The organism is Streptomyces sp. NPDC058877 (assembly GCF_042742855.1).
GTDB lineage: Bacteria > Actinomycetota > Actinomycetes > Streptomycetales > Streptomycetaceae > Streptomyces.
The window spans coordinates 1-25,589 of the sequence record NZ_JBHYMF010000059.1; the positions used below are offsets into that span (position 1 = coordinate 1).

Here is a 25,589-nt window from a genome sequence, read left to right on the forward strand (position 1 = left end):
GCCGAGCTGATCGAGATGCAGGGTCCCTGGAAGGACGTCGACCAGGTCGAGCGGGCGATCTTCCAGTGGATCACCTGGTACAACGAAGAACGCCTTCACTCCGCGCTCGACTACGTACCGCCCGCCGAGTACGAAGAAGCCTTCTGGCGGAGCCAGGAACAGACCCCGCAGTCCGCCTGAAACAAGATCACCGGACTCTACGAAACTCGGGGCAGCTCACCGTGCCGTTGTCCCGGAGCTCGCCTTCTCCCAGCGCAAGTACCCCTGCCCCGGCAGCAAGGAGGGAGTTCCGCGCTCTCGATTCGCTCGACCGCAAGCCGGTCCCGCAGGGGGCGGATCTGCATGGCATGCCTCCACAGACATCGAGGTCGCCGCAAGGGGGACCCAGTAGTGCGAGGCCGGTCGGCCTCGACGTCGATCACGTCCTCTCTCTGGAAACCACCGCCCGGCTCCGGGACGTGGTTGTCCGGGCAGTCACGGCGGACAGGGGAAGACCGGCGATCCGGAGGTCCTGGTGGCGACGCAGGCCGGCTCCCTTTCCGCGTTCGGCTGACACGGCCGGAAACCGGACCCTACGCTGATGTTGATCATCTTTGCCCACGCCGACTGAACCGAGGACCTCCTCATGGCAAGCGTGCTCCCCAACGGTGCGACCCTCAGCGATACCGCCGAAAGCGCCCTCAATGCGGCGCGGAACCGGACCGAGTACGAAGACGCCCTGCGGCAGGCGCCGGCCTGCCTCTACGAAGACCCCTTCGGCAGCGGCATGACCTACTACGAGAAGACAGCCGACGGGCACCTCTTCCTCAGGCACACGGCCGCCTGCAATCTCCAGCCGGAACGCTGCCCGGAGGGCTACCTCTACTTCAACATGACCGAGCAGAAGAACCTCTACCCCGACGAGACCCCCCGCCTGGGCGACGGCAGCGACCCCAACCCGCAGACCGGCCAGATCTACTAGATCCGCCGGGTTGACGCTGACGGCCGGCACCGGTGCCACTGGGCAACCGCCCCGATGGAACCGTCGCACTGCCCGGTGCATGAGCGACCGCGGCCACCTGTCCAAGCCGTGAGCCGCTTCGCGCGTACGGATGTCCTGCGGACCGGCGCTGAGCAGGTCGTCGTCCAGCGCCCGGAATCCGCAACGTGCGTAGTAGGGGCCGTTCCACGGCACTTCGGTGAACCTCGTGAGGGTCGGGGCGGGAACTCCGTGGGCTGCCGCCCGCTCGGCAAGGTGGTCCAGTAGCGACCGTCCGATGCCCTGGCCCGCACTGTCGGGGTGCACCGACATCTGTTCGATGCGAAGGTTGCCGTCGACGCGGTCAGCGATGAGACAGGCCATCGGAGCGTCGGACTCGTCGACGGCCACCCAGGCCGGTCCCGGCCGTTGGTACCGGGCGAGTTCATCGAGCGGCAGCGGCTCGTCCTCCGCGGTCTCGGGCATGCCGATGTCGCGGAAGCACCGTCCGGCCGCTCGCTCGATGTCCGGGAGCAGAGGCAGTCCCTCGCTCCGGACGTCTCGAATACGCATGGCCTCATTGTCTGAGGCTCAGTAGCTGTTGTCGTTCCGATCTTGAGGAGTGGGCGTCGAGTGGGAGTCTCGATCGGGTGATCGCGGCCGGCCGTGGGCATGGAAGCAGAGCCTCTTGGTAGCTCGGGGTTGCGAAGCCAACCGAGATCCAGGAGACCGTGTTGCCGCAGTTGTACGTGCTCGCGCCGGTGGGGTTCGACTCGGCTGTTCTGTCGTGTGATTGTGTCGCTCACAGGTTCGGGAACGCGGCCGATCACCCGGAACGTGTTCAGCGGTATCCCTCGGACATGCCGGACGCGGAGTGGGCTGTGGTTCGGCCGCTGCTGCCGGTGCCGGGCTGGATGCGGGGCCGGGGTGGGCAGCCGGAGGCGTACTGCCAACGGGCGATACTCGACGCGATCCGGTGTCTCCGTCGGTGGCAGTACCAGTCGACCCACTCGGCGGTGGCCAGCCAGCTCGACCTGGGAAAGGGTCTTCCAGGTCCGCTGTGGCTTGATCGGCTCGGTCTTGAGCAGGCCGGTCGTGCTCTCCATCAGAGCGTTGTCGTACGCATCGCCGACGGAGCCGATCGAGGCCGCGATGCCGACCGCGTCCAGATGCTCGGCCAGCCTGAAGCTCGTGTATTGCTCGGACTCAGCCGGTCGTCGCGACACCGTTTTCTTGGAGGGATAGTAGGTGCTCGTTGAGGGCTTCGGCGGGGGTCTTCGAAAACGGTTCAATCTGTCGCTTCAGTGACCCACGCAATGCGGCCCCCCGAGCGGGATGGCCGCGAGTCTCTCCCAGGTGATGGTCTTGGCGGTGCTGTCCGCAGTGGGATGCGCGGCGTGCCGGACAGACGAAAGATCGCTGACTGTAAACAATCTGTCGCTTTGTGTCGTGCAGCGAAAGGATCCATGGGCGCGGCCGTATCTCTTGCGTGGGCTGTGCGTGTCGAAGGTAGGGAGTGTTCATGGAATCCGTCGAATTCGGGACCACGCCGGCCGAGCGGCTGGAGCGGGTGCGGGGGCAGTTGCGGAGCGAGCCGGTGGTGGGCACGCGGGCCGGGCAGCGTACGCAGCCGTCGCCGGGGTCGAACCTGCTGCTGGGGGTGATGCTGCATGCGGCAGCCCGGCTGGAGGCCGGGCTGGAGCTAACCGACTTCGAGGCGCGGATGGTGGCTCCGCTGCGGCTGCTGTTGCCTGAGGAGGAGGTCCGCGACTTCGGGCGACTGTACCGGGAGGAGAGTGCCGCGCGCAGCACGGCCTCCGTGTTCCCCGAGGTCCTCACCTCCCGCACCCTGGAGCAGGGCTATGCGGCGGCCGACCTCGTCAAGGACCTGCCCGCGCTGCGTGAGGAGGTGCTCGCGCAGGCGAACATCAACATCGTCGACCTCGACAAGGCGGAGCCGGGCCAGGAGTCCTGGGACAGCGCGGAGTTCATCGCGGGCCAGGCCGCCTACGGCTACGGGGCCACGTTCGTCACCGCCTCCCAGGCCCCGCCCGCCGACGACCCGGGCGTGGCTGCCTCGTTCATCGGCCGGGTGGACATGTACGCGTTCTTGTGTGAAGACGAGTCAAACGAGTGGTCGGCGTCCGACGAGATCTACTGGGGGGTCAGCTCCGCGGGGGCATTCGGTGCCCGCCAGGAGCTCCTCAGCCGGGTGTTCACCAACGTCGACAAGGGAGAGTGGCACAACTTCGACCAGAACACCACGCTCTACTACGGCCGGGTGAACACCACCTTGGTGTGCAACATCTCGTGCTGGGAGGAGGACGACGGCGGCGCGGAATGGCAGCGCCAGCTGCGCGACAAGCTGCGGGTCATCAGCACCGAACTGCTGAAGTTCGTCGATGTCATGGAGATCTACGGCTTCTTCGCGCCCCAGTACGGCGATTTCCTCGACTACGTCACGATCACTGCGATCGTCGCCCGCATCGTGGCCTGGCTGATCGACCTGTTCCGCAACGACGACGACCTGATCCAGGAGCGCACCCTGGTCTTCAGCCAGGACGCGCTGCGCAAGCTGGTGACCGAGGGCGGGGCCGGCTCGACCGGCTGGGTCTTCAACGGCGGCGACGCCGAAGGCCGCCACCGCCTGCAGCTCAAGTGGATCGGCAACCCGCCCCCCGCCGACAACCCCGGCGACCTCAAGGTCCTCTCTCCGGCAGGCGGCCAGTGGGGCTCTATCACCCGGCTGCGCGGCGCCACCGACTCCGAGCCCGCGCTCGCGGTCGTCGGCGGCAACCTCCATGTCGCGCAGCGCGGCATGGACGACAACACCTGGGTCGGCAGGTTCAACGGCACCGCCTGGGGCGGCTACACCCAGGTCCCCAACCACGTCTCCCGCACCACCCCGGCCCTGGCCGAACACGGAGGCAAGCTCTACCTGGCCACCTGCGGCGACGAGGGCAATCTGTACGTCACCCCCTACGAGGGCAGCTCCTGGGGCAACGCCGCCAAGCTCCCCGGCCGCAGCTCCGCGGCACCCGCCCTGGCCAGCCGCGGGGGACGCCTGTTCTGCGCGACCCGCGGCCGCGAGACCGACGCGGGCGTGTACGTCTCCGCTCTCAACGGCACCACCTGGGCCAACTTCGAGATGGTCCCCGACTTCAAGACCCCCCACGCCCCGGCCCTCGCCGAACACCAGGGCAACCTCTACCTCGCCGCCGTCGGCATGGACGGCAAGACCTACGTCACGTGCCACAACGGCAGCACCTGGTCCGCCGCGACCAACCTCGGCGGGATCACCGACAGCTCCCCGGCCCTGACCGTCCGCGGCGGCGTCCTGTACTGCGCGGTGCGCACCCTGGAATCAGAGATCGCTCTCAACTCCTTCAACGGCACCTCCTGGACCGGCTTCGGCCAGCGGGTCCCGGAGGCGGCGACCATGTCGGGGCCCGCGCTGGCCGGCGGCAGCGGGGACACCCTCCACATCGCCTACCGCAGCACCAACTGACGGCCGCGCCCGGGATGTCCTGCGGCCCGCCGCCATGGTGAGCCGCAGGGCGCCGACCCGACCTCGCCACCGGGGTACGAACACGCGCTCACCCGCCGTCCGGAGGCCGCAGCCGGGAGCGTTCGGCGCGGGCGTCTTCCGAACACCAGCGTGCGGAAGGTGTGGAGCACACCGGTGACGGGTCCGCGGCTGTGGGGGCAGGGAAATCTGGTTGGTGAACACCGAGTGGCACTCCGCCGCGCCCGCCAGCAGACGGAACATGCGCCTCACCGTGCGCACGGCTCTGCCTTGTCCGAACACAGCAGCACGACAAACGGGAAGGAATCGCGCATCAGCCCGTCGGTGTGCTCCAGTCAACACACTGCCCCGACACAGGTCCTGTGCTGGTGAGGAGTGAGCAAGTGGCATCGAAGGCCGAGTGATGGCACACACTCACGTGGGTGCCGCTTTCGAGAAACTGTCCGATCGTACGTGCCGCTCGTCATCCGTCAGGATGGAACGGGCACCGTTCGCCGGAGGGGTCGGCGGCGGGGCGCCTAGCGTGCGTGGCACTGTCGCCCCGCGTAGAGGGCGGCCCCGGACATCCTAGGAAGCCCCCCATGCCGAGTGCCGTGACGAGCCGGAAATTCTCCACCATGTTCGACTGGTTCGACCAGGACCGTGACGGGCAGCTGACCCAGAGCGACTTCGCGGCCACCGCCGGGGTGTTCTCCCGTGCGGCCCGCGAGGAAGACCACACCAATATCGGTGCCATCCACACGGCGTTCGACCAGTGGTGGCAGCTCCTGGTCAAGCACGGCGACACCGACGGCGACGGGCAAGTCTCCCGTGAAGAGTTCGTCACTGTCATGGAGGACACCGTCACCACCGAGGCGCACTTCGAACCGGCGGTCATGGCCATCGCGGACGCCGTCATGAGCGCCGTCGACACCGACCAGGACGGTGTACTGAGCCTTCAGGAGTACGTCCGCCTCTACGACACCCTCGGCGTCGACAGGGACGTCTCCACCGCCGCCTTCCACCTCGTGGACCGCGACGGCAACGGAGTGATCAGCTTCGCCGAGTACCGGGCCGCGATCGTCGAGTTCTACCTCAGCACGGACCCGGCCGCGCCCGGCAACCACCTCCTGGGCCCCGCAGCCTGACCGGCCCGTTCCATCGCACGCCGGACCAACCTCTACTCGGCGCCTTTGCAGAGCAGCGCGTTGGGCACGTCGCTGGGCAGGTCCCTCACCGCGTTCTTCGTGGCCATGCTCTTGATCTTCGCGTCCCCATGGTTGGCCGGGGCCGCGATGCCGACGGCGTGTGCGGCAGCCATCGCGGCCCCGGACTGGGTGAGGGGCGCAAGACGACCACCGGTCCAGGCCGAGACGGTGTCCTCACGGAGGCCCAGCACGTCCACACACTTGCCGCGGTTACAGGCTGCGCCGAGAAGGATGCCGGGAGACTCGATCAGGCCGCGGCAGCCGGTCTGCCGCCCCAGCGGATCCCCTTCTGGCTGCGGGCGCGTTCCCGGCGCTGGGCGGCCAGGACGTCGGGGTGGCGGGCGTTGGCGTTGCGCCAGCGCAGGTAGGTGTGCAGCTCCCGGGTCTGGACCGTGTGGTTCGGATGGTTGGAGTTGGCGAGCGTGAACTGCCGCAGCGGGCCGAACCGGCGGGCGTACGTCCCCCGACGTCCGCCCGCCGGGAAGACCCCGGACCGCAGCGCTCAGCGCACGCCGCGGATCGGCAGGATCGCCAGGGCTCCGAGGAGGGAGAGCGCTCCGCCGAAGAGGAACAGCGGGGTGTAGCCGCCAAGGGCCGTGACCACGGCGGAGGCGACGAACGGTGCGATGATCTGCGGGCCGGCATTGGCGATGTTCAGCACGCCCATGTCCCGGGCGGCGTCCTCGGCCTTGGGCAGCACCAGAGTCACGACGGCGGTGTCGACTGCCATGAAGCAGCCGAACGCCAGACCGTTCAGTGCACTGAAGACGATCATGCCAGTCCACGTCGGGCTGACCACGGGAACCGCCATGACCAATCCGGCCAGCGCGGCCGAGACCCCGACGAAGACCTTGCGGCGGTTCCAACGGTCCGACAGCAGACCTCCGACGACTGTGGACAGGGCCATGGCCGCCATCGACACCGGTGTGAGAACCGCCATCGCGGCCGGTGGGGTCAGATCCGCGGGCAGAATGATGTGGTCGCCCAGGATGTACAGCTGGTAGCCGACGACGGAGAAGTAGCCGAGCACCATCAACGCCCTGCCGATGAACGCCCACCGGAAGTCATGGTCGGCCAGCGCGGACAGAAAGGCCGCGATCCGCTCACGGCGGGGCACGGACGGGGCTGCCGCGGCGGGCTCGCGCCGTGGAACGTCACGGCAGAACGTGGCGAGGAGAAGCGCGGCGCCCGCGGCGACAAGGCCGAGCACCAGGTAGCCCGTGGCGAGCCGCTCGGCGGTGCTGGAAGCGATCAGCACGCCGATCGTGCCGCCGACGGGAAGTGCCAGTCCGACTAGTGCGGAGGCGGTTCCCCTGCGGGCCACGGGGATGCGGTCGGGAACGATGGCCGTCACGGCGGCCTGGTAGACGTTCATCGTGGCCTGGACCAGACACCAACCGATACCCACGAGGACGGCCGTCTGCACGTTTGCCAGGAAGACCAGTCCCGCGAGGGCGGCCAGCGCACCCCCGAGGATCCACGGATTCCGTCGGCCACTACGGTCCGACAGGGCACCGGCGATGGGATTGAAGGCGGTGGCGAAGATGGAACTGGCGCCACCGATCACACCCAGGAGGGCCACCTTGTGGGCCGGATCGATAGCCGCGATCTGGGTGGGCAGCAGGATCGAGCCGACGCCCATGTAGACGGCCATCATCGCGGAGTTGGCGACGAGGAGGAGCAGCATGAGCCCGCGCTGACGGGACTGCACCGGGGCTTCCGCCACCCCGGGTGTCTCCGGTACCTGGGGCTGGATGTCTTCGGTGTTCATGATGACCGCCGGGTGGCGACGCGGGGCGCGCGAATGGCGCCGTGATGACGGTGGGCGGGGATCATGTCGACTCCTCGGGGGGACGAGCGAGATCGGGAGAGAGGGAGACCGCCGCCAGTGAGGGGTGGCGTCCGTGGACCTCGCGGGAGCGGGCCGAAAGTTACACGAGTTACTTCGTGAATGAATCCCTGTGTAGCACCAGAACACCGCCCACGAAAAGGGTTCTATGCAATTTCGAGACCACATTGGTTACTCGTGTAGCTACTGATCGGTCACCCTTGCGTTGATCGTCATGAATGCGCCACCCTTGGCCGAAAGCGCTCGGATACTCCTCCCCAAGGGACGTCTCCACCCGAGCTTCCGTCGCCGAGCAGCCCTCATCTTCGCCGCCAGGCCACACATCGCCGCCGCCAGCCCGGCCGACGGGGCGCCTCTCAGGAAACCGGAGCCTCGCTCCCCGGTCTCCCAACACCACGGAAGGTCCAGATGCCGCATCCCACACCGGCCACAGAGCCGTCTCCGCCACCCGCTGCGCTCCCCCTCCACCCGATGCCGGCCGCACCCCCGCGCGGGGCGCTCCTCGCCGGCACGCTGTGCCTACTGTTCGCCCTCACGGTCGGCATCGCCGCCTCCGGCGGCGCGCCCTACCTCCAGAGCGTCGACGACCTCTGGATGCACCGCATGCGGGGCTCACATCACGGCGGAGCCGCCACCCTCGCCGACGCCCTGGACACGCTGGGCGGGCCGCTCGGCCTCGTCGTCCCCCTGACCGTCGCCGGATGCCTCGCCATTTACGGGCGATGGAGATCGGCCCTCTTCTTCTTCAGCACCGCCGTCGGCGCCAACATCATCGTGATACTGCCCCTCAAGCAGCTCGTCGACCGCCCTCGACCTCCGGAGCCGTGGGTCCTGGTCAGCGGTGGCTCCTTCCCGTCCGGCCAGGTCTTCACCATCACCACGCTCGTACTGGCCGCCGGCGTGACGCTCTTCCCCTCTGTCGCACGCAAGGCGTGGTGGGCCTTCTCGGCCGTCGTCGTCGCGGCCACGATGTGGAGCCGCACCTGGCTACACGCCCAGTGGCTCTCCGACACGGTGGCCGGCGCGGCTGCGGGGGCGGGAGTCACGCTGCTGCTGTGGCGCGCCTTCGCCCCCACACTCAAGGAGGAGGCTCGGCGCGCCGCTACGGACCGCCTGTGGGAGTAGCCACCCCCACACAGCGGCGGAGCCGCATGCACCTCGCAACCCCCGTCGAGCCCCGGACGCTCCCGCCCGGACCGCGCGAGAGCAGGTTCTCGCAGATGCGAATCTAGCCCCATCATATTACACGTGTAACATGCGATGGGGTCGAGGCGGAGGGGGTAACGGCCCCTCCGGTCCCGAGTGCGTGCACGACACCACTCGGGACCGGTTACCCGTCGACGACGGCTCTCCCCTTCGACGAAATGGAGTAATCCGTGTCCCATGACGCGCCCGCCCGACCACGCACTCTCCAGGCTCCCGACGGCACGGTCTTCCGCGACCTGAACGGCAACGGAATCATGGAGCCGTACGAGAACCCGACCCTGTCCGTGTCGGAACGCGTCGCCGACCTCACCCAGCGGATGACGCTGGAGGAGAAGGCCGGCCTGCTGTTCCACACCATGATCGGCATCGACCCGGACGGCTCGCTCGTCGAGCCGGAGCCCGGGGCAGCCGACGACGACCCGATGCGCGCCTCCACCAGCACCATGGTCACGGGCAAGCTCATGAACCACTTCAACCTCTTCGGCACCGCCGCACCTCGACGCATGGCCGAATGGAACAACCGCCTGCAGGACCTGGCCGCCACCACCCGCCTCGGCATCCCCGTGACGATCTCCACCGACCCACGGCATGGCTTCCTGGACAACCCGGGAGCGAGCGCACACACCGAGGGTTTCTCCCTGTGGCCGGAGCCGCCGGGCCTCGCCGCCATCGGCGACGACTCCCTCACCCACCGGCACGCCGACATCGTCCGCCGCGAGTACCTCGCCGTGGGCATCCGCCTGGCCCTGCACCCCATGGCCGACCTCGCCACGGAGCCACGCTGGGCACGCGTCGGGGGAACCTTCGGGTCCGATGCCCAGGTGGCCGCCCGCATGGTCGCCGCCTCCGTCAAGGGCCTCCAGGGAGAGGCCCTCGGCCCGACCAGTGTGGCCGCCATGACCAAGCACTTCCCCGGAGCCGGTCCACAACTGAACGGCGAGGATGCCCACTTCGCGTACGGCCGCGAGCAGGTCTACCCGGGCGGCAACTTCGACTCCCACCTGATCCCCTTCGAGGCCGCCTTCGCCGCGGGGACCTCGCAGATCATGCCGTACTACGCCATGCCGGTCGACACTCCCCACGAGGAGGTCGGCTTCGGCTTCAACAAGGGCATCATCACGGGCCTCCTCCGCGACAAGTACGGCTTCGACGGCGTCGTCTGCACCGACTGGGGGCTGATCACCGACACCCGGATCTTCGGCTCGCCCTTCCCCGCACGCGCCTGGGGAGTCGAGCACCTGGACCGGCTCACCCGGGTGGAACGCGTCCTCGACGCCGGAGCTGACCAGTTCGGCGGTGAATCGGCGCCCGAACTCGTCGTGGAGCTCGTCCGCAGTGGGCGGATCACGGCGGAGCGTCTCGACCGGTCGGTGGCCCGGCTGCTTCGGGAGAAGTTCGTCCTGGGCCTGTTCGACGATCCGTACGTCGCCCCGGACGCCGCCGCGCGCGTGTGCGGGAGCCCTGAGTTCCGAGCAGAGGGGCTCGCCGCCCAGAGCCGTGCCGTCACAGTCCTCAAGGACCGTCCCGCCGGCGCGACCACGCCGCTGCTGCCGCTGCCGCCCGGCACCCGCCTGTACATCCAGGGCGTCGACCACGAGGTTGCCTCGCAGTACACGACCGTCGTTAACACGCCCGAAGAGGCCGATGTCGCGCTGATACGGCTCTCCACTCCCTACGACGAACGCACCGAGGGGCTGGAGAGCTACTTCCGCGCCGGCCGGCTCGACTTCACCGAGGAGGAACTCGAGCCGCTGCTGCGGACGGCCGAGGCGGTGCCCACCGTCTTCGATATCTTCCTCGACCGCCCCGCGGTCGTCCCGGAGATAGCCGCGGAGGCGGCGGCCCTCGTCGCGAATTTCGGCGCCTCGGACACCGCGCTCCTGAACGTCCTCTTCGGTCGTGCTCTCGCCGAAGGCCGCCTGCCGTTCGAGCTGCCGAGCTCGATGGCAGCGATCGCCGCAGGCCACGAGGACGTCCCGAACGACTCGACAGATCCCGTCTACGCCTACGGCCACGGCCTGGTGCTCACACCGCGAGCCGAGTGAGGACCGGGCGCCACATCCTTGTTCTGGGACGCTCCTGTGGGGGCGTCTCAGGCGTGCTGGAGGACGCCCGCCACCTCGGCGCCGATAACGCGTGTAACCTGAACACGGTGCGCCGGGGAACCGGTACGCGTAGAGAAAGGGTGTCATGGCCAAGGAGTCGGCTGCGCAGACCGCTGTCACCAGCGCGGATGTGGCGCGTCTGGCGGGGGTGTCCCGCGCCACGGTGTCGTTCGTCCTCAACAACACCCAGGTCCACCGGGTCAGTGACACGACCCGGGCCAGGGTCCTGGCCGCGGCCGACCAGTTGGGTTACGTGCCCCATGCCGCCGCGCGCTCGCTGCGGGCGGGACGGAACAACCTCGTGCTGATGCCTGCGTCCGTCTCCGCGATCGGCCGTCTGGTCAGCGTCTGGATCGACAACCTGCAGAGCGAGCTCGAGCAGTACGGCTACACGACGGTGATGCACGCGGGGCGGTTCCCCGACCCGGTCACGGCGGCGCGCGCCTGGGCGGAGCTGCGGCCGGCCGCGGTCCTCGCCATCGACGGCGGGAGCCTGACACCGAAGGGGGCAGAGGTCCTCCGTCGGGCGGGAGTGCGCGCCCTGGTCACCTTCGCGGGCCGACCCGTGGAGAGCGTGCAGACCATCGCCTTCGACCACGCGCGCATCGGTGCTGTCGCCATGGAGCACCTCGTCGCGCACGGACGGCGCACGGTGGGCGTCGTCATGCCGCAGGAGCGCGGCCTCACGGCCTTCGCCGAGCCACGGCTCGCGGGTGCGCGAGACGTGGCCTCGCGCACCGCCGCGAGCGTGACGGCGGTGGAGATGGCGTACTCGCTGGAGTCGGCCACCAAACTCGCCGAAAGCTGGCCCGGACGCGGCCTCGACGCGGTGTTCGCGTACAACGACGAGTACGCCGCCCTGCTTATGCACGCGCTGCGGGAGAAGGGCATCTCCGTCCCCGAGGAGGTCGCCGTCGTCGGAGCGGACGACCTCGTCCTGTCGGCACTGCAACACCCCGCACTGACGACGATCCGGTTGGACCTCCCCGCACCCGCCCGGATCGCGGCTGCCCTGCACGACCTCATCGAGAGCGGTACGGCCCCGGACGTGCCCGGTGTCGAGCCCGTGCTGGTGCGGCGTCAGTCCTCGTGAAGCCGTCGTTCCCGCTCGAGCAGCCGGGCGAAGAACGACCACAGGACGAGACCGGTGCCGGCGCCTGCCACGGCGCCGGCGAAGGTGTCGCTGAGCCAGTGGGCGTGGAGCCACGTGCGGCTCCACATCATCGCCAGGACGAGAAGGCTTCCGAAGAGCCACCACATCCGCCTGCGGGCCGCCGGGACGAAGAGCGCTCCCACGAGCACCACGAGAAGCGCCATCCCGGCCGCGTGTCCGGAGGGGAAGGAGCCGTGGTCCACCCGGACCAGTGGGTCGGCCGGCCGGGGCCGGTCGACGAGGTGCTTGAGGGCCTGGACGACCAGGACGTTGCCGACGAGGTAGGTGGTCAGCAGGAAGGCCAACGACCGCCAGCGCCTGCGTGCGGCGAGGAACACGACGATGCCGAGCGGAACCACGACGCCCAGCGGGCCGCCGAGCCAGTTGAGCACCGCGGCCACGGCGGCGTAGACCCCGTCGTGCGGGCCACCCATCCACCGCAGCCACTGGTCGTCCATGCCTTGGAAGAGGGGTCGCTCGGGGTGGTTGAGCACCAGGACGACCAGCACCGCGGCGGACAGCAGGAAGATCGTTCCTGACACGAGCGCTGCGACGACGGGGACGGTCCGCGAGGCGGGAACAGGTGCGGAAGCAGGCCGGCGGCGGGAGAGTGCCGGACTGTCGGGATCGGTGGTTGGGATGCCGGTCATGGGATACCTCTCGCGGTCGCGGCGAGCCGTCGGCCGTGTGTTGCGGATGGGGGGCGAGGCGGGAGGAGGAGAGGCGGGGCGCCACGGGGCGCCCCGCTCGGGCGGATCAGTTGCCCAGGTGCCGCGCGAGGAAGGAGACGCTCTGCCTGACGATCGGCGTCACGTCGGGCGCGCCCAGGAAGATGTGGTCGGCTCCCTCGACGGGGCGCAGGGTCACGTCCCCGTCGGCCGCCTCGAGCGCTCCGGCCATTACTTCGCTCTGGGAGTAGGGCACCAGGCGGTCTTCGGTTCCGTGGATGAGGAGGAAAGGAGGCGGAGTGGGGCCCGCGGGCTCGGCGTAGGTGAGGGGGCTGGCGACGCGCGCTCGGGCGGGCCACTCCTCAGCAGTGCCGCCCAGCAGTGCTTCGAAGGGATTGGGGTACTCCCCCGCGCCCGGCGGAGTGGGCGGGAGAGGCTGCGAGAGCAGCGAGCCGATCTCGGAGACCCCGTACCAGTCGACGACGGCGCGAACACCGCTGTCCTCGTCGCGCACGCCTTCCTCGCCTTCCAGCTCCGCACCGTGATCGTCCGCGCGGACGAGTCCCGCGAGAGCCGCCAGGTGACCGCCGGCCGACTCTCCCCAGACGCCGATGCGGTCCTTGTCTATCCCGAACGTGTCGGCGTACCGGCGTACGTAACGGATCGCGGCCTTGACGTCGTGCAGCTGAGCCGGGAACGGCGCCTCAAGGCTGTGGCGGTAGTCGATGCACACGAGTGCGAGGCCGGCGCCCAGCACGGTGTCGTGCAGCAGGCCGACCGGAACGGTCGGCGGCGGGTAGCGGCGGTCACCCTCCAGCCACCCGCCGCCGTGGACCCAGACGACGGCGGGAACGGGTCCCCCTGCTGCCGGAACCTGTACGTCGAGGAGGCGGGGCCGGTAGCCGTACGTGGCCGCATAGGTCACGCCGTCGAAGCGGCGCACACCGTCGGAACCGACCAGGGGTGGAACGGGCTGCATGAACGGCGGGGGCGGCCAGCCCGCGTCCAGCTCGGCGACCGAGGGTTGCGTCATATCCGGGACCTCCTGTGATCAGCATGTGTCCGTGCAATGCGCACGTCTGGATGTTACACGTGTAACTTCGTGTCGACCAGGGCCGCACACCGACAACCACCAGGCGATGCCGTCGCGATCCGGTCGGCCGGTCAGTCGACGCCCAGCAGACGCCGCCGGTCCTCGGGACGGGAGGCGAATTCCGCACAGGCCGTTTGATGGACGATACGGCCCTTCTGCATGACCGCCACGTTCCGGGCCACGGACAGGGCGAGCCCCAAGTTCTGCTCGACGAGGAGGACCGACATCCCCTGCACGCCCACCTCACGGATCGCCTCGCCCACGTGGGCGACGATCGCGGGAGCCAGACCGTCGGACGGTTCGTCGAGCAGCAGCAGGCGTGGATTGCCCAGCAGGGCCCGGGCGATCGCGAGCATCTGCTGCTCTCCGCCGGAGAGCTGGTTGCCGCGATGCCCGAGCCGCTCCCCCAAGCGGGGCAACAGGTCGAGGACGCGGTCCCTCGTCCACGGGCCCCGCACCGGGCGCCGGGAAGCGATCGCCAGGTGCTCGGCCACGGTCAGCGGAGCGAAGACACGACGTCCCTGCGGAACGATTCCCACCCCGGCCCGGGCTATCACGTCGACGCGGGCCCCGGCGATCTCCCTGCCGTCGAGGGCGACGCTGCCTCCGTACGGTCGGACGAGTCCCATGACGGTCGAGACGAGGGTGGTCTTCCCAACCCCGTTGCGCCCGAGCACGGCCACGATCCCTCCCTCTTCGAGGTCGAGGTCGATACCGTCCAGGACAACACCCCCGGCGTAACCGGAGCGCAGGCCGCGCACGCTGAGGAACGGCTTCACGAGGTCACCCCCACGGTGCCGAGGTAGGCGCTCTGGACCTCGACGGAGGCCCGCACCTCGCCAGGCGACCCCGTCTTCAGATGTCTGCCGAGGTGCATGACCGTCACCGTGTCGGCCAGCTCGAAGACCATGTCGAGGTCGTGCTCGATCAGGAGCACGGTCACGTCGCCGGACAGGGCGGCGAGCAGTTCTGTGAGCCGTGCCGTCTCAGCCGGAGACATTCCGGCAGCCGGCTCGTCCAGCAGCAGCAGTCGGGGTTCGGTGGCCAGTGCCACGGCGACCTCCAACTGCCGCCGTTCGCCGTGCGAGAGGGCCGCCGCCAGGGCGTCGTGCCGGGTGGGCAGACCGACTCGCTCGAGCAGTGCGTGCGCCCGCCCGATCGCCGCGGTCCGGGCACTCACCTTCCGCCAGCCACCGAGCCCCGCACCGGGCCGGGACAACACGGCGAGCAGGACGTTCTCCAGCACCGTCTCACGGAGGAACAGACTGGAGTGCTGGAAGGTCGCCGCGACACCGAGTCCGACCCGGCGGTCCACCGGCAGCCGGGTCATCTCCTGCCCGTCGACGACGATGCGTCCGGCACTGGCCGCCAGCGTTCCGGAGATCAGGCCGAACAGGGTCGACTTTCCCGCCCCGTTCGGACCGATGATCGCGTGTCGCGCCCCAGCCCGCACCGTGAGGCAGACGTCGTCCACGGCCCTGAAGGACCCGAAGTCCTTCGATACGTGGCGCAGTTCCAGGAGACCGAGATCTGTCACGCCGTCCTCTTCCGGGTCAGTTTGGACGGGAGCCGTACGCCGGCCAACCCGCGGGGCAGTGCGTAGACGGCGATGACGAACAACAGTCCGAGCAGCAGTGGACCGCGTCCGGCGACGGCTTCGAGGTTTCCGAGGTAGTCACGCGTGAGCCAGATGAGCGCGGCGCCGGCGCAAGCCCCCCACATCGATCCGGAGCCGCCGATGACGACGGCCAGCAACGCCAGGGCGGCAATCTCGAATCCCGCGTCGGCAGGCGAGACGAACCGCTGCACCGACACCCAGAGGGCCCCGGCGATACCGGCCAGTGCCCCTGCGCCGCAGTAGACCGTCAGGGCGTAGCGCCGGGTGGGATATCCGATCGCCCGCATCCGGGACTCGTTGTCGCGGATTCCGCGCAGGGCAAGAGCGAACGGCGTCGAGCCCAGGCGGGAGACCGCAGCGAAGAGCAGCAGGAACACCACCAGAACGTAGAAGTAGACCAGCCCGTCGAGCTCCAGCGCGGGCATGCCGGGCAACGGCACGACGGGCGGGATGCCGGATATGCCGTCGGTGCCGTTCGTCAGCGACTTCCCGTTGACTGCAGCGCTGTGGGCGATCTCGCCGATGGCCAGCGTCAGCATCAGGAACACCACGCCCCGGGCCCTCACCGCCAGCCATCCCGTCGGCACGGCCACCAGCGCGGCGACGCCTGCGGCGATGAGGAGTTGGAGGATACCGACGTCGGTCAGCCGCGTCGCCACGTTCGCCGCCGCAAAGGCACCGACGCCGAAGTACGCCGACTGGCCGAGGGTCGGCAGTCCGGTCAGGCCGGTGAGCAGGTTCACGCTCAGGGCGAGGAGGCCGAACACCAGGATCCGCGACAGCGTACCGATGGCATACGGGCCCAGGACGAACGGAGCCGCCACGAGCCCGACGACGCCGACGGTCTCCGACAGTCTCCGTGCGGAGGACCGGGAACATCCGGACGGGCTCATGCGCGCACCGCCGACGAGACCAGGCCGGACGGGCGGACGGCGAGCACGGCCAGCATGGCGCCGAACAGCAGGAAGGGAGCGTACTCCGGGAGCAGCGCCACTCCGAGTGTCTGCACCTGGCCGATCAGGAGCGCGCCGACGAGTGCACCGCGCACGGATCCGAGACCGCCGACCACCACGACGACGAGCGAGAGCACGAGCACGGTCTCGTCCACGCCGGGCCCGGGGCCCAGGATCGGCGCCCCGAGGACACCACCGACCGTGGCCAGGGCCGCGCCGAACGCGAAGACCCCGTAGAGCACCTTACGGATGTCGACGCCCAGCGCACGGACCATGTCCCGGTCGGCAACGGTCGCCCGCACCAGTGCCCCGAGCGAGCTGCGTTCGAAGACCAGGTGCACGACGAGCGCGAGACCGGCCGCCACTCCGATGAACACCAGCCGGTAGACAGGATAGGCGTGGCCGAAGAGGCCCACCGTCCCGCGCAGTGATGTCGGCGGGTCAGTGGGCAGCACCTCGCCGCCGAAGACCGCGGCAAGGAGGTCAGCGCCGATGAAGGTGATACCGAGCGTGAGCACGGCTTGGTCCAGGTGTCCGCGCCGGGCCAGCGGCTGGGTGAGGAACGTGAGCGCTGCTCCGCCCGAGGCACCCACCAGAACACCGGCGGCCAGCGCGAGGAGCAGGCCCCCCAGGCTCCCGTCGGACAGGACGTAGGCCACGTAGGCCCCTGCCAGGTAGAGCGTGCCGTGCGCGAGGTTGAGCACGTCCATCATCCCGAAGACCAGGGAGAGGCCGACCGCGATCGTGAACAGCAGCAGACCGAAGGCGACTCCGTCGATGATGCTGACGAAGTTGCCGTCCAACCATCCGGTCACGTCAGCCGCCCAGCCGGCCGAGCTCGGAGCGGACGGTGTTGGCGCCCTGCTTGACCTCACGCAGGTACCAGGGCTGGATCGGCGTACCGCCGCTGTTGAACCGCCAGGTTCCGCGCGGGCTGTCGATGTCCCCCACCTTGGCTATGGCGGCGTTGACCGTTTCCGGGGTCACCGTGGAACCGGCCTCCTTGATCGCCTTGTCCAGCACCTGCGCCGCGTCCCATGACGCCATCGCGTAGGTGGTCGGAGCCGACCCGTAGGCGGACGCGTATGCCGGGGCGAACCGCTTGTTGGTGACGTTGTCGAGGTCCGCGCTGTAGTTGAGTGCGGTGAGGATGCCGTCGGCTGCCTCTCCCTGTCCCTTGAGCACGCCGCCCTCGGTGAGGAAGCCGGGCGCGTAGAGCGGGATCTTGCCGGCCAGTCCGAAGTCCCGGTACTGCTTGACGAAGTCGACGGCCGCACCGCCGGCGTAGAAGCAGAAGACGGCCTTCGCTCCGGACCTCTCGATCTGTGCGAGGTACGGCTGGAAGTTCTTGGTCCCGGGGAACGGCGTGTAGACCTCCTCCCCCGCAACCGTGCCGCCGGCCGGAAGGAGGGTGGACTTGAAGCCCTCCACCTCGTCCTTGCCCGCCTGGTAACCCGCGGCGATCAGGAAAACGGGGCCACCGGCCTTCTCCGCCACGTACTTGCCGAGCGCCTTGCCGGGTTCGTCGTTGATGTACGAGGTGCGCCAGATGTACGTGGTCCCGGTCAGCGTCGTCGGCGAGGCGTTCGAGCCGACGAGCGGGACCTTGCTGGTCTCGAACAGGTCCTTGACCCCGTTGATCGTTGCCGAGCTCACCACTCCGCTCACCGCCAGGACCCGGTCCTGCTTGACCAGCTTCTCCGCCGCGGCCTTGCCCGAGTCGGCCGTCTCCCCCTCGTCCGCGACCACGATCTCCACCTCGCGCCCACCGAGTCGGCCGCCGTGCTGTGCGACGTAGAGCTCGAAGCCCTGCTTCATGTCGTCACCCAGGGCCTTGTAGATCCCCGACCGCGGGACGAGGAGCCCGATCTTCACGGGCCCGCCCCGCTTGTCACCGTCGGACCCGAGGCTGGCGCCTCCACATGCCGTGACCAGTGAGAGGGCCACCGCCACGGCGATCAGACCAGCGGGACGAAAACGACCTGTCATGGAAACTCCGTACGTTGTCAACCAGCCCTGGAGGGACGGATGTTGCTGATGGGAGTGCTTGAAGAGCCCTGGGCGAGAGAAGCCCGGCCGCCAAGGGGGCCTGGTCGCCAGTTGAGGGGCATCAGAAGTGACACGTGTCTATCGTGCATTCATAACGATCGTCAAGATATCGAGAGGTTGCGAGTCGCCCACACTCTTCCCTCTTGACTCCACCCCCATGCGTGCCGAAACACTAACCATCGTCAATTTAACGCAATAGCATCTGAGTGTCCGGGCGCTTGCCCGGCCAGGGAGTGAAGCACCATGACCGACGAACCATCGCGACGCAAGCTCCTCAAGAACGGCGGGGTGCTGGCCGGCTCCACGCTGCTCTCCGGCCTGTCCGGTGGGCGACCGGCACAGGCCGCCCCGCGCACCGACGAACCCTCACCCGTCGTGGACCTGCCCACGGGCGGACTGCGCGGAAGCACAGAGGACGGCCTCACCGTCTTCAAGGGTGTGCCCTACGCGGCCCCGCCGATCGGGGCGCTCCGATGGCGGCCGGCCCAACCCCACCCCGGCTGGCAGGGAACCCGCGACGCGACCGTCTTCGGGCCGAGCGCACCGCAGCCCTACCGGGAAGGAGGCGACCAGGTGCTCGGGACACATGGCGCACCCCCCTTCGACGAGAACTGTCTCACGCTCAACGTCTGGACGCCCGGCACCGGCGACGCCAAGCGACCGGTAATGGTGTGGATCCACGGCGGCGGCTTCGTCTCCGGATCCGGATCCCTGCCCATCTACTCCGGCGAGACCTTCGCGCGCAATGGCGACATCGTCGTCGTCACCATCAACTACCGACTCGGGCCGCTGGGATACCTCTACTTCGGCGAGGAGGGCGCCGGCGGGAACTTCTGGCTCACCGACCAGCTCGCCGCCCTGCGGTGGGTACGGGACAACATCGCCGCGTTCGGCGGCGACCCGGAGGACATCACCGTTGCCGGCCAGTCCGGCGGCGCGCTGTCGGTCGCGGCCCTGGCCGGGGCCCGGCCCAAGGGGCGCCCGCTGTTCCGGCGCGCCATCCTACAGAGCCCGCCACTGGGGCTAAAGATCCCCACCCGCACCGAGTCCCTTCAGCGCACCGCCGCGTTCCTGGACATCCTCGACGCGAAGAACGTGGCGGAACTCCGGGCCGTGCCCTGGCCCCGCCTGATCGCCGCTACCTTCGAGATGTTCGGCCGCACCGCACGGTGGGGATACTGGTCGACGCCGTTCCTGCCGGTTCTCGACGAGGTCACACTGGACCGCGACCCCGCCGAGCTGCTGCTCAGCCGCGCCGGTGCGGACATCGATGTCCTGATCGGCTGGACCAGGGAGGAGGCGAACTTCGCCTTCGCTCTCAACGAGCAGTACGCGTCCGCGACCACGGACCAGGTGCTCGCAAGAGTCCGGGACACCTTCGGGAACCGGGCGGTCCAGGCGTACGCCGCGTACCAGGAGGCCCGGCCGGGCGCCCGGCCGGTGGACGTGCTCATGGATCTGATCACCGACGACCTGTTCCGTATGCCCGCTCTGGCGCTCGCCGAACGGCGGGCAGCTCGCGGCCGGCCGGTCTGGGCGTATCAGTTCGATCTCCCGACGCCTGCCCACGGCGGGCAGCTCGCGGCCGCACACTGCCTGGAATTGCCCTTCGTCTTCGACAACTTCGACAAGTGGTCACAGGCCCCGTTCCTGACAGGGCTCAACACCCGGGTCCGTGACGGTCTCGCCGCGACCATGCACTCCTCCTGGATCTCGTTCATCCGCACCGGCAACCCCAACCACGGCCCCATGCCGCGCTGGGACCGCTACGACCGGGATTCCCGCACCACGATGGCCCTCGACTCGGTCACCACCGCCGTCGACGACCTCGCGGGCTACTGGCGACGCCTGCACCTTCCGGCAGCGCCGTAGCCCCACCCGTCAACCTCCGGACGTTCCGCAGAGCGGGACGCTGGATCTGGCGCGAACCACTCACGTGTGCTAGACAGAAACCAGAATAGTTACACGTGTAACATTCCGTGTTCGTGCCGTTGGAGTTGCGGAGCTCTTGATGTTCACCTCACCCGAGCAGCTGCCGCTCCCCTTCTCCTGGGCCGACCAGGAACCCCGTCTGGTCGGCCGCCTCTCGGCTCTGATCCACCTGGACGCCTCGAACCCGTCGGGCGGCGAGATCGCCGTCGCGCGCTGCCTCACCCACGAGCAGCCCCGCGCGGGCATCGCGGACACCGTCCTAAAGTCCGGGCCGGGACGGGCCAACCCAGTCGCCCGGCTGTCCGGGTCGGGGCGGAAGCCTCCGCTCATGCCGTCGAGCCACACCGACGTGATGAGCGGAGGTCCGACGGGTGGAGTCGTCCACCCCTTCGTCCCGCTGGCGATTTCGGCGGTCTCCACGCTCGCCGAGGCCCTGCTCCGCTTGCGCACGTTCGCTCCGGAGTCGGTGCCGCATCCGACCTCGCGCCGGATGCCGAGCACCGTGGCGGACCTGTACCCGGGCGCGGAGGCGATCGAGCGCCTGCTGGAGGAACGCACCTGGGCCCGTGCGAGCAGCCTGCTCATCGATCGCGTCCAGCTGAGTGCGTCGTCGCCCGCACCTTCCCCGACACGAAGGCTGTCGGATTCTTTCAGTCCGTGGGTGACGCGGACATCATGCGGCTCATCCACGCGCCCGACGGGCATGCCCGGATCGCCGACCTGGCGGTCGGCGGGACGTGCCTGCTCGACGCGGTCCTCAGACTCTCGACATAGAAGGAGCAATGCCATGGGTATGGTCATCGAGACCCGGACCGGCAAGATCGAAGGCACAACGGAGAACGGGCTGTCGGTCTTCAAGGGCATCCCGTACGCCCTCCCACCGGCCGGCCCTCTGAGGTTCCAGGCGCCGGCCCCGGTCCCCGCCTGGGACGGCGTCCGCCCGGCCACGTCTTTCAGCTCGGCACCGCCACAGTTGCCGCTGGCTCCAGGAATGCCCCCTGCCTGGCGACCGGAGGACGGCCTGGACTGCCTGAGTGTGAACGTATGGACCCCGGGAGGCGCAGGTGACCGGCTGCCGGTCATGGTGTGGATCTACGGCGGAGGGTGGAAGACCGGCTACTCCGGGGATCCCAGCTACGACGGCGCGGAGCTCGCCCGGGGCGGCGTGGTCATGGTGACCTTCAACTACCGGGTCGGCTTCGAAGGATTCGGGTTCGTGCCGGGGGCGCCCGCCAACCGGGGCTTCCTCGACCAGGCCGCGGCACTCACGTGGGTGCGCGAGAACATCGCGGCCTTCGGCGGCGCCCCGGACAACGTAACGGTCTTCGGCGAGTCCGGAGGAGGCGCATCCGTCGCCGCCCTCCTGTCTGCGCCCGCCGCGCGCGGCCTGTTCCGCCGCGCCATCGTCCAGAGCATGGCCGGGCGCTTCCTGCCCGAGGAGGAGGCCCGGAGGATCGCCGTGATGACGGGGGAAGCGGTCGGGGTGGGTCTCGACGGTCTGGCCTTCGTGCCGCCGGAGGCTCTGCTGGCGGTACAGGACGTGGCTCTGCCCGCGATGCGGGCGGAGCCGGCGAACTGGACGACTCCGGAGGCGATCACCGCGTTCTCGCCCGTCATCGACGGCCTCACCGTGGTCGACAAGCCGTGGCTGGCCATCCGCTCCGGGTGCGCGCGTGACGTGGACCTCGTCTCCGGTTACACGCATGACGAGTTCACCCTGTTCGCCATGGAGCGCGGCCTCGTCAAGATCGGACTCGGCGCGATGGCCAGGGCCGTGCCCATGATGCTCGCGACGGCACGCGCGGGATTCCGCGAACGGGCTTCGCGAAGGCTGGCGCAGCCCTCGGCGAAGTCGGCGAAGATCAGGGACCTCGACCTCGGAGTCGTCGCGGAGGAGTTGGGGCTCGGCCGTCAGGCGGCGGCCGAGTACCGCGTCGCCCACCCGGGCCTGACCGACTCCCAGCTGTACGTCGCCATGTTCTCGGACGCACTGTTCCGGATGCCTGCGACGTGGTTGGCCGAGGCACACGCCGCGGCGGGCGGGCGGGCGTGGCTGTACGACTTCACGTGGAGCAGTCCTGCCTTCGGCGGGGCCCTCGGTGCCTGTCACACCGTGGACATCCCGGCGACCTTCGGCCACGCACGAGGGGCTCTCTCGGGCTTCCTGTTCGGTGGCAAGGCCCCGTCCCAGGACTTCACGCGCCTGTCGGAGCAGCTCCGTGCTTCCTGGCTTTCCTTCGCCGCCTCAGGGGATCCCGGCTGGACCCCCTTCACGACGCAGCACGCGGCGACTCGTCTCTGGGACGTCGAACCGTCTGTCGTCGAGGACCCGCTCTCGGCGTCCCGCCGAATCTGGCACAAGGAGTCCGGTCTCTGACGACGAGGGGAGCGAATCCGGGCCCGGAAGGCTCCGGCGGAACGCGGTCTCTCTGTTCTGCCGGAGCCTTCCGGAAACCCCGGCCACGAGCGGACCCAATGGACAAGTGGAGCAGCCGCTACGACTCGGGCGTGACCTCTGCCAAGCCGGAGACCTCCTGGACGTGCAGCAGGCTCGGTGGGGCGAGTGCCTCGTGCAGCTGCTGGAAGATCCGGCGTGCGGCGACAGCGTTCCAGTCCGCGGGGAGCAGCCCGCTCGGCAGACCGGGATCGAGGTAGGGCAGCCGTCGCCACTGGGTGAGCATCGGAATGTAGTGGCGGAACGCCTCGCCGCCGTCGATGTCACGCCGGCGCGGGAGGTCGGCGGCGACGGGGCCGTACTCCTCGGTGAACGTGGCGTACTGCGCCTGGATCGCCGGGAAGTCCCACCACGAGCTGACCGTCCCGGGCAGGTCGCTGAAGGCCGCATAGTCCGCAGCGAACAGATGCACGTAGTCGCTCAGCCCGCGCCGGACCAGCATCTCGCGGGCGTCCCCGAGGAGCCGACCGGGGGCCAGCCACACGCCCGGAGCGATGTTCCCGAACCCCAGCCAGGTCAGCCGGGTGCGCAGCTGGTAGCGGTACGCACGCTCGGACTCCGGTACGGAGAAGACGGCCATCGCCCAGCCGTCACTCAGCTTCGCCGGTTCCAGGCTCCCGAAGATCCGTCGGTCACCCTCGTCGAAGACGGGCTGCGCGGCCTCGCTCAGCCGGTAGCCCGTGGCACCGCGGCGTTCCGGTTCGAGGACGCCCTTCTTCTTGAGCCGGGAGATCGCCGACCGCACCGCCGGGCCCTCGACGTCCAGTTCGGACATCAGGGTGATCAGGTCGGCGACGGAGATCCAGCCGCCGAGGCGGCGCAGGAACGCCCCATAGACCGTGTTGATCAACGAGCTGGGCCTGAGGGGACTGTCCGCCATGATCGCCTTCCGTCGCATGCGGTCGCGATCCTACCGAGCCGGGCGGACGGAGAATCGTCCGGGCCCGGTTCACGGTCGGCCGGGTGCATGGCGACGGGCCGGCGGGTCATCCTCACTCCGCGTAGGCGCCCGACAGCAGATGGCCTGCTCCGGGGGCCACCGCCGGAAGCTCCAGGGCGCGCAGCATCTGGTGGGCCGTACACACGGCCGCGGAGACGACGGGCTTGCCGAGGAGCTGCTCGGCTTCCTCGATGGCTCCCAGGGAGGGCATCTGAACACAGGCCGACAGCACGACGGCGTCGGCGTCGGCGTGGTCCAGGGCCTTGGCGATCCCGGGAAGCCTCGCCGGGTCGTGCGCGGCGACGTCGAGGTTGCCGGGGATCTCCAGGGCGTGGTAGTCGAGCACCTCGATGCCCTCGTGGGTGAGGTAGTCGACGACGGTCTTCGTCAGCGGGCGCATGTACGGGGCGATCAGGGCGATCTTCTTCGCCCCGAGTGTGTTCAGACCGTGGACGAGGGCTCCGGCGCTGGTGACGACCGGGGCCGGGGCTCCGTTCTCGGCCGTCCGCCTGTGCAGGCGCTCCTCGGACCTGCGATGGTAGCCGAGGCCCATGCTCATGATGGCGACGAGACAGGCGTAGCCGAGCACGTCCACGTGCGCGTCGGAGAGCTCGACGGCACAGCGGTCGGAATCGGCGTCCATCGCCTTGAGCTGCTCGGGAGTCACATGGGTCATGCGCATCCGGCTGGAGTGGAAGGTAAAGCGTTCCGGCGCGATGGATTCCCGGGCTCGCAGGATGGCCGGGACTTCGGTCTCCATGGTGACGTTGGAGCTCGGCACGATCTGGCCGATGCGGTGCGTGGAGTGGACGGGACGGGGCATGATCGCTCCTCAGCGGGCGTCGACGACGGGGTTGGTGAGGGTGCCGAGGCCCTCGACGGTGGCCTCGACGGTGTCACCGGGGTGCAGGAACTCGGGCGGGACCATGCCGGCTCCGACACCCGCGGGCGATCCGGTGGCGATGACGTCTCCGGGTTCGAGGGTGACGCCGGAGGAGATGTCGGCGATGAGGCGGGCGATGGGGAAGAGCATGTGCCGGGTGTTCGACTTCTGCTTGGTGACGCCGTTGACGCGCAGTGAGAGGTCCAGAGCCATGGGGTCGGGGATCTCGTCCGCGGTGACGACCGCGGGTCCGAAGGGCGCATAGGAGTCTTGCCCCTTGGAGAAGAACCACTGGCCGGAGCGGCGCTGGTCGCGGGCACTGATGTCGTTGACGATGCTGTAGCCGAAGATGTGGTCGTACGCCTCTTCCTCGCTCACCCGGAAGGCGGTGCGGCCGATGACGACGGCGAGTTCGCACTCCCAGTCCAGCTGCGTGGTCAGGTCCGCGTTGTGCAGGATCGGCTGACCGGGGCCCGTGACGGCCGTGGCGGGCTTGCTGAAGAGCACGGGGCGGGCGGGCCGCTCCTTGTCGGTGTCGAGGCTGCGGCTGGACTCCTCGACGTGTTCCACGTAGTTCAGTCCGACACCGATGATCTTGCCCGGGCGCAGCGGGGCACGGAGCGACACGTCGTCGAGCCGGTGCACGGCATCGGCCGGCCACGCCGCGGGGCCACCAGCCAGGAGACGAAGCGCGGCGTCCCGAGCGGTCGCGCCTTCCTCGATGAACGACTTCAGATCCAGGGGCAGTTGCACGTCGGTCGGACCGGCCAGGGTGTCGAGGTCCACGACGAGGTCGTCGACCTGCGCTCCCAGGCGCTCGGGCGAGTCGTTCAAGGTGTAGGTGACCAGTCGCATGAACGTTCCTTGTATGTGATGGGAAAAGGGCTGACGCAGAGGAGGGCGAGGCGGCGGCAGAGCTCAGGTCGCTCCACCACCGCCCCCGGTCCGGGGCGGTGCGGGGGCAGGAAGGCCGCACCCGGCTCGGTGCCCCGCCGTACCGGTGCCGGTGTCAGG

General features: G+C 69.3%; 21 protein-coding genes and 2 pseudogenes. 9 read left to right on the top strand and 14 right to left on the bottom strand.

What is annotated here, in order from left to right; translation table 11 throughout:
• Window positions 1-180: integrase core domain-containing protein (locus ACFW2Y_RS16195; protein ID WP_384878752.1), on the top strand; the 180-nt coding region annotated here is incomplete at its 5' end.
• Between the two features lie 445 nt (window positions 181-625).
• A complete protein-coding gene (locus ACFW2Y_RS16200) occupies window positions 626-961 on the top strand; it encodes a hypothetical protein (RefSeq protein WP_384878825.1) in 336 nt (111 codons plus the stop codon).
• Window positions 962-1,027: 66 nt separating this feature from the next.
• Here ACFW2Y_RS16200 and ACFW2Y_RS16205 read toward each other — a convergent pair.
• Window positions 1,028-1,531, bottom strand: a pseudogene (locus tag ACFW2Y_RS16205) (GNAT family N-acetyltransferase); the annotation flags it as partial.
• 949 nt (window positions 1,532-2,480) lie between these two features.
• Here ACFW2Y_RS16205 and ACFW2Y_RS16210 point away from each other — a divergent pair.
• Window positions 2,481-4,466 carry a hypothetical protein gene (locus ACFW2Y_RS16210; protein WP_384878755.1) on the top strand — a complete coding sequence of 662 codons (1,986 nt, stop codon included), beginning with the start codon at window positions 2,481-2,483 and terminating at the stop codon, window positions 4,464-4,466.
• A 599-nt stretch (window positions 4,467-5,065) separates the two neighbouring features.
• Entirely contained in the window at window positions 5,066-5,611 is a 546-nt protein-coding gene (locus ACFW2Y_RS16215) for an EF-hand domain-containing protein (RefSeq protein ID WP_384878757.1), read from the top strand.
• Window positions 5,612-5,643: 32 nt separating this feature from the next.
• Here ACFW2Y_RS16215 and ACFW2Y_RS16220 read toward each other — a convergent pair whose 3' ends face one another.
• The 3 genes and pseudogenes from ACFW2Y_RS16220 to ACFW2Y_RS16230 form a co-directional block, all read right to left on the bottom strand.
• Entirely contained in the window at window positions 5,644-5,862 is a 219-nt protein-coding gene (locus tag ACFW2Y_RS16220; RefSeq protein WP_384878759.1) for a hypothetical protein, read from the bottom strand.
• A 56-nt stretch (window positions 5,863-5,918) separates the two neighbouring features.
• Window positions 5,919-6,116: pseudogene (locus ACFW2Y_RS16225) on the bottom strand (IS630 family transposase); the annotation flags it as partial.
• A 57-nt stretch (window positions 6,117-6,173) separates the two neighbouring features.
• Window positions 6,174-7,442, bottom strand: coding sequence for an MFS transporter (locus ACFW2Y_RS16230; RefSeq protein WP_384878762.1), 1,269 nt, complete (start codon window positions 7,440-7,442; stop codon window positions 6,174-6,176).
• Between the two features lie 549 nt (window positions 7,443-7,991).
• On the opposite strand from ACFW2Y_RS16230, the gene ACFW2Y_RS16235 reads away from it, so the two are divergent.
• The 3 genes from ACFW2Y_RS16235 to ACFW2Y_RS16245 all read left to right on the top strand — a co-directional run bounded on the left by ACFW2Y_RS16235 (window position 7,992) and on the right by ACFW2Y_RS16245 (window position 11,924).
• Window positions 7,992-8,645 carry a phosphatase PAP2 family protein gene (locus ACFW2Y_RS16235; protein WP_384878765.1) on the top strand — a complete coding sequence of 218 codons (654 nt, stop codon included), beginning with the start codon at window positions 7,992-7,994 and terminating at the stop codon, window positions 8,643-8,645.
• Between the two features lie 251 nt (window positions 8,646-8,896).
• On the top strand, window positions 8,897-10,771 hold the full coding sequence (locus tag ACFW2Y_RS16240; protein ID WP_384878767.1) for a glycoside hydrolase family 3 protein: 1,875 nt from the start codon (window positions 8,897-8,899) through the stop codon (window positions 10,769-10,771).
• 145 nt (window positions 10,772-10,916) lie between these two features.
• Window positions 10,917-11,924: a LacI family DNA-binding transcriptional regulator gene (locus ACFW2Y_RS16245; RefSeq protein ID WP_384878770.1), complete on the top strand. Its 1,008-nt coding sequence runs from the start codon at window positions 10,917-10,919 to the stop codon at window positions 11,922-11,924.
• On the opposite strand, the gene ACFW2Y_RS16250 is transcribed toward ACFW2Y_RS16245, so the two are convergent.
• The 7 genes from ACFW2Y_RS16250 to ACFW2Y_RS16280 form a co-directional block, all read right to left on the bottom strand.
• The gene (locus tag ACFW2Y_RS16250) at window positions 11,912-12,634 is read right to left on the bottom strand and encodes a phosphatase PAP2 family protein (RefSeq protein WP_384878773.1); all 723 of its coding nucleotides are present in this window, start codon (window positions 12,632-12,634) and stop codon (window positions 11,912-11,914) included. The two genes, ACFW2Y_RS16245 and ACFW2Y_RS16250, sit on opposite strands and share 13 nt — an antisense overlap.
• Before the next feature lie 106 nt (window positions 12,635-12,740).
• Entirely contained in the window at window positions 12,741-13,685 is a 945-nt protein-coding gene (locus tag ACFW2Y_RS16255) for an alpha/beta fold hydrolase (RefSeq protein WP_384878776.1), read from the bottom strand.
• 131 nt (window positions 13,686-13,816) lie between these two features.
• The gene (locus ACFW2Y_RS16260; RefSeq protein ID WP_384878779.1) at window positions 13,817-14,524 is read right to left on the bottom strand and encodes an ABC transporter ATP-binding protein; all 708 of its coding nucleotides are present in this window, start codon (window positions 14,522-14,524) and stop codon (window positions 13,817-13,819) included.
• Complete coding sequence (locus ACFW2Y_RS16265) at window positions 14,521-15,282, bottom strand: ABC transporter ATP-binding protein (RefSeq protein WP_384878782.1); 762 nt, start codon at window positions 15,280-15,282, stop codon at window positions 14,521-14,523. The genes ACFW2Y_RS16260 and ACFW2Y_RS16265 overlap by 4 nt, the downstream gene beginning before the upstream one ends.
• The gene (locus ACFW2Y_RS16270) at window positions 15,279-16,256 is read right to left on the bottom strand and encodes a branched-chain amino acid ABC transporter permease (protein WP_384878785.1); all 978 of its coding nucleotides are present in this window, start codon (window positions 16,254-16,256) and stop codon (window positions 15,279-15,281) included. Before ACFW2Y_RS16270 ends, ACFW2Y_RS16265 begins: the two co-directional genes overlap by 4 nt.
• A complete protein-coding gene (locus ACFW2Y_RS16275) occupies window positions 16,253-17,131 on the bottom strand; it encodes a branched-chain amino acid ABC transporter permease (protein ID WP_384878787.1) in 879 nt (292 codons plus the stop codon). Before ACFW2Y_RS16275 ends, ACFW2Y_RS16270 begins: the two co-directional genes overlap by 4 nt.
• Window position 17,132: 1 nt before the next feature.
• Window positions 17,133-18,305, bottom strand: a complete 1,173-nt coding sequence (locus ACFW2Y_RS16280) for an ABC transporter substrate-binding protein (protein ID WP_384878790.1) — start codon at window positions 18,303-18,305, stop codon at window positions 17,133-17,135.
• A 303-nt stretch (window positions 18,306-18,608) separates the two neighbouring features.
• Here ACFW2Y_RS16280 and ACFW2Y_RS16285 point away from each other — a divergent pair, with 303 nt between their 5' ends.
• A complete protein-coding gene (locus ACFW2Y_RS16285) occupies window positions 18,609-20,237 on the top strand; it encodes a carboxylesterase/lipase family protein (RefSeq protein ID WP_384878792.1) in 1,629 nt (542 codons plus the stop codon).
• Between the two features lie 139 nt (window positions 20,238-20,376).
• Entirely contained in the window at window positions 20,377-22,674 is a 2,298-nt protein-coding gene (locus ACFW2Y_RS16290; RefSeq protein ID WP_384878794.1) for a carboxylesterase family protein, read from the top strand.
• A gap of 118 nt (window positions 22,675-22,792) precedes the next feature.
• Here ACFW2Y_RS16290 and ACFW2Y_RS16295 read toward each other — a convergent pair whose 3' ends face one another.
• From ACFW2Y_RS16295 to ACFW2Y_RS16305, 3 genes are all read right to left on the bottom strand, one after another.
• Window positions 22,793-23,632, bottom strand: a complete 840-nt coding sequence (locus ACFW2Y_RS16295) for a PaaX family transcriptional regulator C-terminal domain-containing protein (protein ID WP_384878797.1) — start codon at window positions 23,630-23,632, stop codon at window positions 22,793-22,795.
• A gap of 112 nt (window positions 23,633-23,744) precedes the next feature.
• The gene (locus ACFW2Y_RS16300) at window positions 23,745-24,515 is read right to left on the bottom strand and encodes an Asp/Glu racemase (RefSeq protein ID WP_384878800.1); all 771 of its coding nucleotides are present in this window, start codon (window positions 24,513-24,515) and stop codon (window positions 23,745-23,747) included.
• A gap of 9 nt (window positions 24,516-24,524) precedes the next feature.
• Window positions 24,525-25,430, bottom strand: coding sequence for a fumarylacetoacetate hydrolase family protein (locus tag ACFW2Y_RS16305; RefSeq protein WP_384878802.1), 906 nt, complete (start codon window positions 25,428-25,430; stop codon window positions 24,525-24,527).
• Window positions 25,431-25,589 lie beyond the last annotated feature (159 nt).